Raw genomic sequence first — 15,267 nt, 5'->3', positions numbered from 1 at the left:
TTACAGTTTTACGGACGAGCGACCCGGCTTTTTCGTCTGCAACAAATGCGAGAACACCGCGTGCAAATCATCCGACGCGCTTTCCTCATCGAGGTTGAGCTTGCTGTCGATGTGATCCATGTGGTGCATCATCAGATTCACCGCCAACGTTGCATCGCGTGCTTCGATCGCATCGATCAGCTGCGTGTGCTCATCGTAGGAACAGTGCGAGCGGTTGCCGCTTTCGTACTGGGCGATGATCAACGAGGTCTGCGACACCAGGCTGCGCTGGAAGCTGATCAGCGGCGCGTTCTTCGCCGCCTCGGCCAGCTTGAGGTGGAATTCGCCGGAGAGGCGGATCCCGGCACCGCGGTCGCCGCGGGAGAAACTGTCACGCTCGTCGTTGACCATCTGGCGCAACTCGGCCAGCTGTTCGGCCGTGGCGTGCTGCACTGCCAATTCCGTGATCGCCCGTTCGACCAGACGCCGGGCCAGGAATACCTGGCGCGCTTCTTCTACACTCGGGCTCGCCACCACCGCACCACGATTGGGCCGCAGCAGTACCACGCCTTCATGGGCCAAACGCGAGAGCGCGCGGCGAATGATGGTGCGGCTGACGCCGAAGATTTCGCCCAGTGCCTCTTCACTCAACTTGGTTCCGGGCGCCAGGCGTTGTTCAAGGATGGCCTCGAAGATATGCGCGTAGACAATATCGTCCTGGGTTCCGCTGCGACCGGCCTTGCCGGCTCGCGGTTGTTTCTTGAGAGGTTGCAACTGTTCGTTCATGGGCACTCGGGTTTGGAGAACGGCGGCGAATTAACGGTAATACGGCAAGCGCGGGTTGCTGGCAAGTATCACCTAAAAACAGGGCACATTGTACACAACCCAATGCGCCAACACACTGTACGGCTGTTTGCTGCGTTGGCTGTATTGCAACGAGTAGTTCCGTTTGAGTTTAGGCTTGAATCTGCGCCTTCACCGGCAAATACCCAGGTAAAAGGAACGCCTCTCCATGAACGACGCCACCCAAGCGCCTTTGCGCCCGTTGGCCGACACTTCTGCGTCGGCCATTGTCGCCGGCTTCATTGCCATGATGACCGGCTACACCAGCTCGCTGGTCCTGATGTTCCAGGCCGGACAAGCCGCCGGGTTGACCACGGCGCAGATTTCTTCGTGGATCTGGGCCATCTCCATCGGCATGGCGGTGTGCAGCATCGGCCTGTCCTTGCGCTATCGCACGCCCATCACCATTGCTTGGTCCACACCCGGCGCGGCGTTGTTGATCACCAGCCTGGGCGGCGTAAGTTACGGCGAGGCCATTGGTGCCTACATCACCTGCGCCGTACTGGTGACGCTGTGCGGGCTGACCGGCAGCTTCGAGAAACTGGTCAAGCGCATCCCGGCGTCGCTGGCGGCGGCCTTGCTGGCGGGGATCCTGTTCAAGATCGGCAGCGAGATTTTCGTCGCCGCGCAGCATCGCACCGGCCTGGTCCTGGGGATGTTTTTCACGTACCTGATCATCAAGCGCCTGTCGCCCCGCTATGCGGTACTCGCCGCGCTGGTGCTCGGCACTGTGCTGTCGGGGCTGATGGGGTTGCTGGATTTCAGTGGCTTTCACCTGGAAGTGGCAACGCCGGTATGGACCACGCCGCATTTCTCGCTGGCGGCGACCATCAGTATCGGCATCCCGCTGTTCGTGGTGGCGATGACCTCGCAGAACATGCCCGGCGTCGCCGTGTTGCGCGCCGACGGCTACACCGTGCCCGCCTCGCCTTTGATCACCGCAACCGGCCTGGCCTCGCTGGTGCTCGCGCCCTTCGGCTCCCACGGCATCAACCTGGCGGCCATCAGCGCGGCCATCTGCACCGGGCCGCATGCCCATGAAGACCGCAACAAGCGCTATACCGCTGCGGTGTGGTGCGGCGTGTTCTACGGGATTGCCGGGGTATTTGGCGCGACCTTGGCGGCACTGTTCGCAGCATTGCCAAAGGAACTGGTGCTCTCGATTGCAGCGTTGGCGTTGTTTGGCTCGATCATCAATGGCTTGAGCATCGCCATGAATGAGCCGAAGGAACGCGAAGCGGCGCTGATCACCTTTATGGTCACCGCGTCAGGCTTGACGTTGTTTTCCATCGGTTCGGCGTTCTGGGGGATTGTGGCGGGGGTGTTGACGCTGCTGATTCTGAACGGGCGCAAGGCATAAAAAAACGGCGACCCGAAGGTCGCCGTTTTTTCAGTATCACTTAGCCGCGTTGATCGGCTTTTCCGGATACCACACGTCCAGCAACGGGCTGACTTCAGCCTTGGTCAGCTCGGAACGGGTTTTCAGCCAGGCTTCAACGGCAGCACGCTGCTCTTCGGAGACCGAGCCACGCTTCTGCAGGCAAACCAGACCGTAGTCATCGCCGCCGACATAGCCCAGACCGTTGGCTTCCATGGCTTCTTTGATGAATGCTTCGAGGAAAGCGTCGATAGCTTCTTCACTCAGGCCTTCGTTGAAGTCCAGGTTCAGTTCGAAACCCAGCTCTTGAAATTCATCAACGCACAGTTTTTTGCGCAGACGCTGGGAACGGTTAGTCGCCATTGGAACAATCCTCATAAGTAATAACGGGCGGCACTTTAGCAGTTTAAGGCAAGGATTGCCCGACTCTCTGGGACAGGCGGCTATCTGTCTGCAAAAAAACGCGCAATACCAGCTATCGTTCAGCTACAACTGGATCCACCTTGGGGCATAATGCCGACACTTTCGTGACCAATGAGGGATTTTCTTCCATACCCCTCGCCTTTTTCACCCTTCTCAGCAGTAGGGTTTTATTCCTTATGATCAAATCTTTTCGTTGCGTGTTATTGGCCGGCTTTCTTCTTCCACTGGCCTTCTCTGCCGCTGCCGCCCCAATCAACAACACCCTGCCACCCAACGTTGCGCAGGCCCTGCAGAAAGCCAAGCTACAAAATACCGCGCTGTCGCTGGTGATGCTGCCCCTCACCGGCCCCGGTACCCCTACCGTGTTCAACGCCGACGTCTCGGTGAACCCGGCCTCTACCATGAAGCTGGTCACCACTTACGCCGCCCTGGAAATGCTCGGCCCCAACCATCAGTGGAAGACCGAGTTCTACACCGATGGCACGCTCAGCGGTGGCGTCCTGCACGGCAACCTCTACCTCAAGGGCGGCGGCGACCCCAAGCTGAACATGGAAAAACTCTGGCTGCTGATGCGCGACCTGCGTGCCAATGGCGTGCAGCAAGTGACCGGCGACCTGGTGCTCGACCGCAGCTTCTTCAACCAGCCGCAATTGCCCGAATTCAATGACGACGGTAATGACGAGAACAAGCCGTTCCTGGTCAAGCCCGACGCCCTGCTGGTCAACCTCAAGGCCCTGCGCTTCGTGACCCGCAATGATTCGGGCCGCGTGATCGTATCGGTCGAGCCGCCGATTGCCAGCATTCGCATCGACAACCAGGTGAAAGTCTCCAACGCCAAGCAATGCACCGGCGACGTGCGCTACAGCCCGGTCACCGCCGCCGACGGCAGTGTCACCGTGACGGTCAGTGGCCAACTGGGCGATGGCTGCAGTTCGCAGACTTACCTGTCGCTGCTCGACCATGCCACCTACACCGCCGGCGCTGTGCGTGCGATCTGGCAGGAATTGGGCGGCACCATCCAGGGCCGCGATATCCAGGCGCCCGTGCCCAAGGACGCCAAAGTACTCGCCCGTGCCTTCTCGCCGGACCTGGCGGAAATCATCCGCGACATCAACAAATACAGTAACAACACCATGGCCCAGCAGCTGTTCCTGAGCCTGGGCGCGCAATTTCGCAACGATGCCGACGGCGACGACGCCAAGGCTGCGCAACGTGTGGTCCGTCAGTGGCTGGCGAAGAAGGGCATCACCGCGCCGCACCTCGTCATGGAGAACGGCTCCGGCCTGTCGCGCGCCGAACGTGTCAGCGCCCGCGAGATGGCGGCCATGCTGCAAGCCGCCTGGAAGAGCCCGTACGCGGCGGAATACATCAGCTCGCTGCCGATTGCCGGCACCGACGGCACCATGCGTAAACGCCTGAAGACCACCGCCATGCGCGGCGAAGCCCACGTCAAGACTGGGACCCTGAACACCGTGCGTGCCATCGCCGGGTTCAGCCGTGACAACAATGGCAACACCTGGGTGGTGGTGGCGATCCTCAACGATTCGAAACCGTGGGGCGCCTCATCAGTGCTGGACCAGGTGCTGCTGGACCTGTATCGCCAGCCGAAGCTGGCGGCGGCTGCGCCGGTGCTCTAAAAGGCAACACAGATCAAATGTGGGAGCGGGCTTGCCTGCGATAGCGGTGTATCAGTCTGCGATTCGCTGACTGACACGCTGCAATCGCAAGCAAGCCCGCTCCCACATGAATGCGCAACGCCTGGAAAAACCTGTCAATCAAGCCCTAAGTCGCTCGGCCTCCACCCGGTCCCTGCCCGCCTGCTTGGCCACATACACCGCCGAGTCCGCCCGCAGCAGCAGCCCATCAATGCCTTCGTCGATCCGCCAGCTGGCCACACCGAAGCTGGCAGTCACGATGCCCACCGTGTCCATCGGCGCACTGCGCAACGACTGCCACAACGCCATCGCCAGGCTGTACGCCTGCTCGCAATCAGTGTGGGGGCACAGCACCATGAACTCTTCGCCGCCCAGTCGGCAAAATACATCCGTGCGCCGCAGGCGCTGACTGATGCGCTTGCACACCTCCTGCAAAACCCCATCGCCTACCGCGTGACCGTACTGGTCGTTGATGCGCTTGAAGTGGTCGATATCCAGCATGATCAACGACAGCGCCCCACAGGCGCGGTTGAGCCTGAGCATCTCGGCCTTGAGGCGATCCTGGAAATAACGCCGGTTATGAATGCCCGTCAGCGAATCGGTGATGGACAGCGCGCGCAGCTCTTCCTCTACCCGCTTGAGGTCGGAAATATCCGACACGTAGCCATGCCACAGCGTACCGCCGCCCGGCAGTTCTTCAGGCGTGGCTTCGCCGCGAATCCAGCGCAGCCCGCGTTGTGGCAACAGCACGCGGTACTCTTCGCGCCAATGGCTCAGCTGCAACGCCGACAAGCGTATCGACAGGCGGACCCGCTCGACGTCCTGGGGATGAATGCGTTCGAAGACCTTGCCCGCGTCCTGGTGCAACACGCCGGTTTCGATTTCATAAATGTCGCGCATGCCATCGCTGGCATAGATGAAACGCCCGTTGCCCTTGGGCTCCAGGGTGAACTGGAAGATCCCGCCGGGCACATGGGCACTGAGTTTTTTCAGCAAACGATCGCGCGCCGCCAACGCCTCGTAGGCGCGTTTCTGCTCGGTGACATCCAGGTAAATCGCCAGATGCCCGATCCACAGGCCATGGTCGTCCAGCAATACGGTACCGAGCATGTTCACCGTTAAGGGGCTGCCATTTTCGCGTAACAGGGTCCACTCGCGCGCCTGGTGCAGGTGGTCCGGGCTCTCCACCAGCATCGCCTGGCTTGGCGGGATGCGCTTGCCCATGGCCGCGCTCAAACGGGTGGCGCGCGCCTCGAGTTCAGCGGCCAGGTGCAGGCTTTCCAGGGTCATGCGCCCCAGCACCTGGTCGGATGTGTACCCCAGCATTTGCTCGGCCCCGGCATTGAACGTGTTGATCACCCCGCGCAGGTCAGTGGCGATGATCGCGACTTGGGTGGCCGCATTCAGCACGCTGCGCAATTGCCCGTGCGCACCGCGCAATTCCTGTTCACGCAGGCGCAACTGCACGGTGCGCTGCTCCACCAGTTTCAGCGCGCGCTGGCGTTGGCTGACCACCACATACAACAAGGCACTGAGCAGCAGGCTGAGCAAACCGCCCATGGTCAGGATGGTGCTCATCGAGGAATGGTTGGCCTGATCGAAGACCTGGCTGGCACGCAACGTGAGGGCATACACATGGTCGCCCAGGGTCAGACGGCGCGCGGCGCTGAGGTCGCTGGCGCCCACCGCATTGCTGGAGGCATACAGCACGCGCTGCTGGGTGTCGGAGGTATCGACGATCTGCATCACCAGGTTGTCGCGGTTCGGCTTGGGCAAACCGTCGGCCACCAGCTGTCGCATGCTGATCACCGCCATCACAAAGCCGCTGGGCTCGGCCTCAGCCAGCTTGCTCACCGGCGCCACCAGCAAAACCCCGGCCGCATAGGCCGGCTCCACACCCACCAATTGCATCGGCTGGGATACCGCGGGCGCACCGCTTTTTTGCGCACGCTCAAGAACCGAGCGGCGAAGCGGCTGGGCCAACAGGTCGAAACCGAGCGGCGAGCCCAGCAGGCTTTGGGTTTGGCTATACAACACCGGCACGTATTCATCGCGCTCGGCGGCAGGCGCCAACTCCCCTGACGAATTCAGTTCACGGATGGCAAAGGGCGTGCCGCGCTGGCGCGAGATCTCCTGTTCAAACGGCTTGCGCTGATCGCGAAAAATCCGCGGTGCCCAGGCATAGGCGCGGGCGCGCAACAGCAAGGGTTGAGCAAACCCATCGAACTCGGCGCGGGACACATCATTTGAGTTGACGAAGAAGCGCTGCAGGCTGGCCAGGCGTTGCTCCTGGTCTTCGAAGCGCTCCTGCAGGCGGCTGTAGCGTTCATTGACCAGCAGCTGAAAACGCTGGCGAACCTGTTGCTGATAGAGATCGGCAGCGGCCCAGGCAACAATCACCGTCAGCGCGCAACCTGCCAATAACACCACCAATGCCACCAGCCAAGCCGACGCCTGCTCACTGATAAAGCCTAGGATTTTTGGGCGTACGGCATGCATCGGCATAGGCAACACTCACAACGCCAGCGTGCGGGGCTGTCACTTTGGCTAGGGCTTAAGTTATAGCCATGAGGCCACTGTTTGACCAGCGCAAAAAAGCCGCAAGCCCGGAATACGCCAGGCTTGCGGCTTTTTTGTTCCAACTGTGTGCAGCAATCAGCGCGCGGTGATTTTCCACGCCCGGTGGATCTTCGCGTTACGTGCAAAATCCGGGTCGAGGGTCTTGTCGCTGATCTCCTCGACCGCATAGCGTTCGCTGAGGTTGTCCTCGAGCACGAACTTGCGGAAGTTGTTCGAGAAGTACAACACGCCGCCCGGTGCCAGACGCGCCATGGCCAGGTCGAGCAACTGCACGTGGTCACGTTGCACGTCGAAGATGCCTTCCATGCGCTTGGAGTTGGAGAAGGTCGGCGGATCAATGAAGATCAAGTCGAACTCATCGCGGCTGGCTTCCAGCCACGCCATCACGTCGCCCTGCTCCAGACGGTTCTTGTCGGAGAAACCGTTGAGCGAGAAGTTGCGACGTGCCCAGTCCAGGTAGGTCTTGGACAAGTCAACGCTGGTGGTGCTGCGCGCGCCACCCTTGGCCGCGTGCACACTGGCGGTAGCGGTGTAGCAATACAGGTTGAGGAAGCGCTTGCCGGCCGCCTCCTTCTGGATGCGCATGCGCATCGGGCGGTGGTCGAGGAACAGGCCGGTGTCCAGGTAATCGGTGAGGTTGACCAGCAGCTTCACGCCGCCTTCGTTGACCTCGGTGAACTTGCCCTGGGCACTCTGGCGCTCGTACTGCTTGGTGCCGCTTTGACGCTCGCGGCGCTTGACCACCACGCGGCTCTTGTCGACGTTCAGCGCCTGGGGAATCGCGGCCAGGGCGTCAAACATCCGTGCGGAAGCTTTTTCCGGGTCGATGGATTTCGGCGCGGCGTATTCCTGCACGTGCACCCAGTCGTGGTAGAGGTCGATGGCCATGGAGTATTCCGGCATATCGGCGTCGTACACACGGTAGCAGTCCACGCCTTCGCGCTTGGCCCACTTGCCCAGCTGCTTGAGGTTTTTCTGCAGGCGGTTGGCGAACATCTGCCCGCCTTCGCTCAGGCGCGCCTGCTCAACCACCGGGGCCGGGGCTGGCTTGATCGGGTTACCGTTCTTGTTGTACTGGCGTTCTACCGGCTCGGTCGGGGCCTGATCGTAAGCGGCTTGCTCACGTTCGGCCTGACGCTGCTCCGGGGTGCGCCGCTCGCCAGTGACGAACTGGTCCGGGTTGACCTTGATCAGCAGCAGTTTGCACGGCAACGCGCCGTTCCAGAACGAATACTGTTTGTGGCTGCGGATGCCCATGCGCTTGCCCAGGTCCGGCGCGCCGGTGAACACCGCCGCTTCCCAACCCATACAGGCCTGACGCAGACGCTCGCCGAGGTTCTGGTAGAGATACAACAGACTGGCTTCGTCACCCAAACGCTCGCCGTACGGCGGGTTGCAGATCACCAGGCCTTTCTGGTTCTGGTCCGGGCGCGGCTCGAAAGTGCCGACTTCGCCCTGGTACACCTTGATCCAGTGGCTCAAGCCGGCGCGCTCGATGTTATTGCGCGCAGGTTGAATCAAGCGTGGGTCGGCTTCATAGCCTCGCACCCACAACGGCGGCTTGTTCATGCCGATGGCAGCCCGCTCGGTCGCTTCGGTGTGCAGCTTCTTCCACAGCGCCGGAACGTGGCCGAGCCACGTGGTGAAGCCCCACAGTTCGCGATTGAGGTTGGGGGCCATGTCGGCGGCGATCATCGCGCCTTCGACCAGGAAGGTACCCACGCCACACATCGGGTCCGTCAGCGCGCCGCCTTCGGCCGCAATGCGCGGCCAGCCGGCGCGAATCAAAATCGCCGCCGCCAGGTTTTCCTTCAACGGTGCCGCGCCCTGCTGCAGGCGGTAACCGCGCTGGTGCAGGCTGTGGCCCGACAGGTCGAGCGAAAGAATCGCTTCGCCGCGGTCCAGGCGCAGGTGAATACGCAGGTCCGGGTTGATCTTGTCGATGGAGGGGCGTTCGCCGGTCGGGGTGCGCAGTTTGTCGACAATCGCATCCTTGACCTTCAGCGCGCCGAAGTGAGTGTTGTCGATGCCCGAACCATGGCCGCTGAATTCCACCGCCAGGGTGCCATCCGGGACCATGTGGTCGGCCCATTCGATGTCCAGCACGCCATGGTAAAGGTCTTCAGCGTCCTTCATCGGGAAGCGCTTGAGCACCAGCAACACGCGGTTGGCCAGGCGCGACCAGAGGCACAAGCGGTAGGCGGTTTCCATGTCGGCCATGCCGCGCACGGCCGAGGTGTGCTCGCGTGCGTCCTCAAGGCCAAGCCCGACGGCTTCCTCGATCAGCAGGCCTTCGAGGCCCTTGGGGCAAGTGAGGAAGAGTTCAAAACGGTCCGACATGGGGCATTCCAGGCTTTTCAGCAATAAATGAACAGGCGACGCATCGCCGGCTCGGTTTTTAATCAAGCACTTTTCTCGAAGAGTGCTCGCGTGGCACGAATGTGCCGTCCCACCCCGGCTGCCGGGCCTTTGGGCCAGAATTTCCGGGGCAGAGAAATAATTGATTGCAACAAAAAGAAATATTCCGACCCTTCGTCGAATAATAACCGACTGCAACGGGCGGACATTCTCACTAAAGGATTAAACCCATCCTCTATGCAGGGCACATCATAGCTGGCTTTGCCCAATAAAAGGGGCGAAAAGCCATCCCAGCTTATGGCTATAGCATCGTTATCGTTACGTGCTTATGACAAAACGATCATTGAATCCATGTGACCTATTGGTTAGAACTCAACACAGGTTGGCGCCGTAACGACGCCGACACGTTGGCTCGCCACGCCGGCAGCGAGCCCACCAACGGCAGAAAAACTCTGCCCGGCCTCAGACGAGGCCGAAGGATATCAAGACAGTCAACAAGTGAGGGAAACACCCTATGAGAAGACTTAAGCGTGATCCGTTGGAAAGAGCATTTTTACGCGGATATCAATATGGCGTTCATGGCAAATCCCGTGAGCTTTGCCCATTTACTCTACCGTCGGTACGCCAAGCCTGGATCAATGGCTGGCGAGAAGGACGCGGCGACAACTGGGACGGTATGACTGGCACTGCGGGAATCCACAGACTCAACGAACTTCACGCCGTCGGCTAACACAGGGCACTTAATCCGACACACCACCTTGAATATGTAACGACTTAACCACGCACGCCCCATCAGGGCGGCGGGCTTCGGCCCAGGGGCTCCTTTAGGGAGCCCTTTTTATTGCTCCGACGGCGACATGGCCTACGCACTCACAGGTGTACTTTTGGCCTGCCATCGCCAACAAGCCGGGCCTACCTTTTTGGCAAAGCCGCTATTGCATCCACCGACTCGCGAATCAGCGACGGTCCCTTATAGATAAAACCGGAATACAACTGCACCAGGCTTGCACCGGCGGCGATCTTCTCGGCCGCGTGCTTGCCTTCGGTGATGCCGCCCACGGCGATGATCGGCAAGCGCCCGGCTAACTCAGCCGCCAGCACCTTGACGATGTGAGTGCTTTTGTCGCGCACTGGTGCGCCCGACAGCCCACCCGCTTCATCACCATGCGCCAGCCCTTCGACACCCACACGGCTGAGGGTGGTGTTGGTGGCGATCACCGCATCCATGCCCGAATCCACCAGCGCCTGAGCGACCAGCACGGTTTCTTCATCGCTCATGTCCGGCGCAATCTTGATGGCCAGCGGCACACGTTTGCCATGACGTACGGCCAGGTCTTCCTGGCGCTGACGCAAGGCTTCGAGCAGTTGCTTGAGCGAATCACCGAACTGCAGGCTACGCAGACCCGGCGTATTCGGCGAGCTGACGTTGACGGTGACGTAGCTGGCGTGGGCGTAGACCTTGTCCAGGCAAATCAGGTAATCATCGACGGCGCGCTCTACGGGCGTGTCGAAGTTCTTGCCGATATTGATGCCGAGGATGCCCTTGTATTTCGCGGCTTGAACCCGTGACAGCAGATGATCGACGCCCAGGTTGTTAAAGCCCATGCGATTGATGATCGCCTCGGCTTCCGGCAGGCGGAAGATCCGGGGTTTTGGGTTGCCCGGTTGCGGGCGTGGTGTCACGGTGCCAATTTCGACAAAACCGAAACCCAGTTGCGCAAACCCGTCGATGGCCGCGCCGTTCTTGTCGAGGCCGGCAGCCAGCCCGACCGGGTTGGGGAAGTCGAGTCCCATCACCGATACCGGCATTTTTGCCGGTGCCTTGCATACCAGGCCATTGAGCCCCAGACGACCACCGGCACCGATCAGGTCCAGGGACAGATCGTGGGAGGTTTCCGGAGAGAGTTTGAACAACAGCTGGCGGGCCAGGGTATACATGGGCGGGCTAGACTCGGATGGCGGCGAAAGGTGGCGCCGATTATAGCCGGGGTGGCGCGCCAGGTGCGAGGTGCGCCGTCCAATCGTCAATGACGTTGTGCCACCAACGCCTCATACCGCGCCCATATTTTTTCTGCGTAACGCAAACGCAACGCTTCACGCTCAGGTGCTGCGCCGGCGTTGTAGGAGCCCACGGCTGTCCAGTTGTAACCGAAACGCTGGACAAACCCGGCAAGAATCGAAGCGCCCACCTCGACCGACAAACAGGGCTCACTCAACAACCTCTCTTCGGTAATGCCCTGCTTGGCCAGGCGAGGCAAGTGCATGCTGTTGATCTGCATCAGGCCAATATCCCGAGAGCCATCGCTGTTGAGTGCGTTCACGGCGTGCGCACGGTAACCCGATTCCACGGCGGCGATGGCCTGTAAAAGCTCAGGTTCGAGGTCATAGCGGCTAGCCACCTCTTCCCAGCAATCGGCCCAGGCCTGATGGCTGCCCATCAACAGGCTAAACACCAACGCTTTGCCCAATCGACTAATCATGTGTCACCTGCCCACAAGCCGAGCAGATGCGTTGCACGCGCCCTGGCCCCGTCTGGAGGATTGCGCGCTGCTCGGCTTTCACGGCACAGGTAAAGCGATACCCCCTGCCGTAAATTGTTTTGATAAAGCCCTTGTCCTTCTTAAGCTGCTTGCGCAATGCGTAGATACAGCGCGTCAGCGATTCCTCTGCCACCTCCCCTCGGGGCCAGACCAACTCAAGCAGACGATCCTTGGTCATCAATGCTCCGTCAGACGCCAACAGCAGCCGCAGCACGTGCCACTCCTTGGGCGGCAACTGAATATCCGCGCCCTCGCCGATCAATCGGCCATCGCCCTGCAAGGTCCACCCGGCAAACACCCAGGCAGCCGTCAGCCCATCATTCACGAGGGTCATGCACACCTCTGCACCCGACTACTGACATTGAATTCCTTGTTTCCAGAAACGGCCGATACGCCAACATCACGACTATAAAAACCTGAGCCGCGAACAACGTTAGGAAAAAGCCCATGTAATCGAGGCTTTCGGCGGGCGCCACGTAGGACTTTTCGCAGTCGCCGCCCACAAGCGTTTCAGGGCTCTGACCAACAGGTTGTGTCACTCAAGGACTTCACGGCTTTCGCGCACAAACGCACGCTGTACGCGCTCATATTGGCTAGGGGTCAGCGGCGGCGGGCCGACAGCACCGGCCAACATCCGCGGCTCACTGCCGACCGCCCGCGCCTGGATCACAAAGAGCCGTACCTGCGCGCGTCGACCATGGCGGGGCGCCTCGCCCTCACGGTGGAAACCACCCAGCCACAAGCGTCTGCCTTGAGGTACACGCACCACAGAGCTGACGGCCATTCGCCCCACCGCCCCTGCCGAGCCTGGCTTGAATTGGCTGTCCATCTGACGGCCATCCTCGAGGTTCACCAGCATCTCGATCTGATGCGCTCCGGCAAAGCGCGGGAGCACACTGGCTTCAACGCCATAACGCACGGGCTGCCAATCACCCTTATCGTCGCCAGGCCGTGGCAGGTAAAACGTATGGTTATCCTGGAAAACCGCAGGCACGTTTTCCTGGGTAAGGATGATGGGAAACGCGACTACCCTGGCCTTGCGCCGGCGCTCCAGCACACCGAGCTGTGCCATCAAGCGGTTGTCTTCCAAAGGTTCCAGTACGCGCGTCACGAAAGCCCCGGTATCGGTTTGCTGAGCCCAGGCCGCGCCCATCTTGGCGAATTCACTGCGCTCCACATCCACTTGCCACAGCGTCACCTCAATCGGCCGCTTGGGCTTGTCGAGCTCCGCCACCAGTTCCTCGAGCACCTTCACCTGGGCAGGTTTGCCCTTGATCAACAGGCTGTTTGAATCCGGATAGGCCATCACCACCAGGCTCTTGTCGGCCAGTAAACCCGGGGGGCGTTGCGTGTCGTTCTTTTGCTCGCTGGCCAGCACGGCTTCGATCATCGAGGCCATACCCGGAACGTTGACCTGGTCGTCGCCCATCGAATACGTGCGATCCGCCACGTGGGTGTTGAACACCTGCACCACGCCGAAGGTTTGTGCGCCGACGCGTACCTCAGTGCGCTGCTTGTCCATCAGTTGAGTCAGGTGCAATACCTGGTCGACATAGTTAGGTGGCCCGGACACATAGAACATTCGCCCGCCGCTTTCCCTCAGGGGAAAACGCGATTCATCGAGCCCGGAACGGCGCATGAACCCGCGCAGCCTGTCGACCGAGATATGCCGCAGCGCTACTGCCGAGCTTTTTGCTTCACCGGCGTCGTACAGGTACAGCACCTGCCCGTCGCTATACCAGATCAGGCCTTGCTGCTCGGCGACTGTTTCCAGCGTGTGCTGCGCCGCCCCCAGGTCGAATTGGCCGGTGATGGTTTTACGCGCCACCTCGCGGCTGACAACGACAGGCAAGCCCAAGGGCACCGACAGCGCGGTGAAAAACGTATGCAGGCTTTCAGCCCGCGCCTGATAGCTATCCCCCAGGGCGCACGCGTTTGCCAACAGCAATGCACCGCACACCAGCCAACGGTATAACCTGCGGTAACGGCTGATGGTTGGGGAATTGATAGACACCGTGGATGTTCCTCGCCGCCTGGCGCAAAGAGGCGGCCATACTGGAAGGCGGCTGAGTTTCAATCTTGATGGAAAGCTGACGGCGGACTGCGCCTGGATCTCCGTGGCATGTGCCTTGCTACGGGCTCTGTATCGAAGCCTGCACCAACGTCGGAGCAGGCTTACGGACAATGGCGTCGTTTCCCTGCAATGGCTTGCGCTGCCACCCGCGCAACCCTCAAGGGTTACGACGCTTTTTTTTGAGCAAAGGTGAGTGTTGATGAACGATTCGGTCGGCAACAACCCGGTGAACCATTCGCTGGCCTGGGTAAACGGCAGTGACGCCCCGGAAAAGAGCAGCCTCGACCTGGGCTTCATGGCGCTGACCGATTGCGCCTCGCTGGTGGTCGCCGCCACCCAGGGTTTCGCGCAACCCTACGGCCTGACGCTGAACCTCAAGCGCCAATCGTCCTGGGCCAACCTGCGCGACAAACTGGTCAGCGGCGAACTGGATGCTGCCCATAGCCTCTATGGGCTGATCTATGCCGTGCACCTGGGCATCGGTGGCGTAGCGCCGACCGACATGGCCGTTCTGATGGGGCTCAACCAGAACGGGCAGAGCATCAACCTGTCCCACGGCCTGCAAAAGCAAGGCGTGATCACTCCTGAGGCACTGGACCGCCACGTGCACCAAAGCCGCACAAAACTGACCTTTGCACAGACATTTCCCACAGGCACTCACGCCATGTGGCTGTATTACTGGCTGGCGAGCCAAGGCATTCATCCGTTGCACGACGTCGACAGCGTGGTGGTACCGCCGCCGCAGATGGTCGCGCACCTGCAAGCCGGGCGCATCGACGGGTTCTGTGTCGGCGAGCCCTGGTGTGCCAGCGCGGTCAAGCAAAACCAGGGGTTCACCCTGGCGACCACCCAGGCGATCTGGCCGAATCATCCGGAAAAGGTTCTAGGTTGCACCCAGGCGTTTGTCGATCAATACCCGAACACTGCGCGCATCCTGGTGATGGCGATTCTCGAGGCCAGCCGCTTTATCGAGCAAAGCCTGGAAAACCGCCGCTCCACCGCGCAATTACTCAGTGCTCGCGACTACCTCGATGCACCGCTCGACTGCATCGAGCCACGCCTGCTGGGTGCTTATGACGACGGCCTCGGCCACCAGTGGCAAGACCCACATGCCCTGCGGTTTTTCGGCGATGGCGAGGTGAACCTGCCGTACCTTTGCGACGGCATGTGGTTCATGACCCAGTTTCGGCGCTGGGGCTTGCTGCGCGAAGATCCGGACTACCTGGGCGTGGCCCGCCACGTGCAGCAACTGGCTTTATACCGTCAGGCCGCTGCCGCCGTCGGCGTCAATGCAAACGCAGCGGACATGCGCAGCAGCCAACTGATCGACGGCAAAATCTGGGACGGCTCCGACCCCGCCGCCTACGCGCGCAGCTTTCGACTGCACGCCATGGCAGACCACTCCAGCCACCAGGCGCAGCGCTGACAGGACGACCT

Annotated in this window: 12 protein-coding genes; 4 read left to right on the top strand and 8 right to left on the bottom strand. The window is 60.9% G+C overall.

The window, feature by feature from the left end:
• A complete protein-coding gene (locus AC19YS_RS03130; protein ID WP_017134778.1) occupies positions 1–765 on the bottom strand; it encodes a GntR family transcriptional regulator in 765 nt (254 codons plus the stop codon).
• A gap of 226 nt (positions 766–991) precedes the next feature.
• Here AC19YS_RS03130 and AC19YS_RS03125 point away from each other — a divergent pair, with 226 nt between their 5' ends.
• Positions 992–2,182: a benzoate/H(+) symporter BenE family transporter gene (locus AC19YS_RS03125; protein ID WP_119742116.1), complete on the top strand. Its 1,191-nt coding sequence runs from the start codon at positions 992–994 to the stop codon at positions 2,180–2,182.
• A gap of 36 nt (positions 2,183–2,218) precedes the next feature.
• Here AC19YS_RS03125 and AC19YS_RS03120 read toward each other — a convergent pair whose 3' ends face one another.
• Positions 2,219–2,563, bottom strand: coding sequence for a YggL family protein (locus AC19YS_RS03120; protein ID WP_003193255.1), 345 nt, complete (start codon positions 2,561–2,563; stop codon positions 2,219–2,221).
• Between the two features lie 236 nt (positions 2,564–2,799).
• On the opposite strand from AC19YS_RS03120, the gene dacB reads away from it, so the two are divergent.
• Positions 2,800–4,260 (top strand): D-alanyl-D-alanine carboxypeptidase/D-alanyl-D-alanine endopeptidase, encoded by a 1,461-nt coding sequence (dacB, locus tag AC19YS_RS03115; protein ID WP_106576317.1) that lies wholly within the window; start codon positions 2,800–2,802, stop codon positions 4,258–4,260.
• 138 nt (positions 4,261–4,398) lie between these two features.
• On the opposite strand, the gene AC19YS_RS03110 is transcribed toward dacB, so the two are convergent.
• Both AC19YS_RS03110 and rlmKL read right to left on the bottom strand, forming a co-directional pair.
• A complete protein-coding gene (locus AC19YS_RS03110; protein WP_500600884.1) occupies positions 4,399–6,783 on the bottom strand; it encodes a sensor domain-containing diguanylate cyclase in 2,385 nt (794 codons plus the stop codon).
• A gap of 150 nt (positions 6,784–6,933) precedes the next feature.
• The gene (gene rlmKL, locus AC19YS_RS03105) at positions 6,934–9,198 is read right to left on the bottom strand and encodes a bifunctional 23S rRNA (guanine(2069)-N(7))-methyltransferase RlmK/23S rRNA (guanine(2445)-N(2))-methyltransferase RlmL (protein ID WP_200622792.1); all 2,265 of its coding nucleotides are present in this window, start codon (positions 9,196–9,198) and stop codon (positions 6,934–6,936) included.
• A 532-nt stretch (positions 9,199–9,730) separates the two neighbouring features.
• Between rlmKL and rmf the strand changes: the two genes are divergently transcribed.
• A complete protein-coding gene (gene rmf / locus AC19YS_RS03100; protein WP_002553055.1) occupies positions 9,731–9,946 on the top strand; it encodes a ribosome modulation factor in 216 nt (71 codons plus the stop codon).
• A 182-nt stretch (positions 9,947–10,128) separates the two neighbouring features.
• On the opposite strand, the gene AC19YS_RS03095 is transcribed toward rmf, so the two are convergent.
• The 4 genes from AC19YS_RS03095 to sctC all read right to left on the bottom strand — a co-directional run bounded on the left by AC19YS_RS03095 (position 10,129) and on the right by sctC (position 13,770).
• A complete protein-coding gene (locus AC19YS_RS03095; RefSeq protein ID WP_106576314.1) occupies positions 10,129–11,154 on the bottom strand; it encodes a quinone-dependent dihydroorotate dehydrogenase in 1,026 nt (341 codons plus the stop codon).
• A gap of 86 nt (positions 11,155–11,240) precedes the next feature.
• A complete protein-coding gene (locus AC19YS_RS03090) occupies positions 11,241–11,696 on the bottom strand; it encodes a transglycosylase SLT domain-containing protein (protein WP_179609528.1) in 456 nt (151 codons plus the stop codon).
• Complete coding sequence (locus tag AC19YS_RS03085) at positions 11,689–12,090, bottom strand: winged helix-turn-helix domain-containing protein (protein ID WP_106576312.1); 402 nt, start codon at positions 12,088–12,090, stop codon at positions 11,689–11,691. The genes AC19YS_RS03090 and AC19YS_RS03085 overlap by 8 nt, the downstream gene beginning before the upstream one ends.
• 201 nt (positions 12,091–12,291) lie before the next feature.
• Positions 12,292–13,770 (bottom strand): type III secretion system outer membrane ring subunit SctC, encoded by a 1,479-nt coding sequence (gene sctC / locus AC19YS_RS03080; protein WP_500600881.1) that lies wholly within the window; start codon positions 13,768–13,770, stop codon positions 12,292–12,294.
• A 259-nt stretch (positions 13,771–14,029) separates the two neighbouring features.
• Between sctC and AC19YS_RS03075 the strand changes: the two genes are divergently transcribed.
• Positions 14,030–15,256 carry a CmpA/NrtA family ABC transporter substrate-binding protein gene (locus AC19YS_RS03075; RefSeq protein WP_500600880.1) on the top strand — a complete coding sequence of 409 codons (1,227 nt, stop codon included), beginning with the start codon at positions 14,030–14,032 and terminating at the stop codon, positions 15,254–15,256.
• Positions 15,257–15,267: the final 11 nt, after the last annotated feature.

Source organism: Pseudomonas sp. MF08831, assembly GCF_059862645.1.
This window is presented reverse-complemented; position numbering and strand designations above follow the sequence as displayed.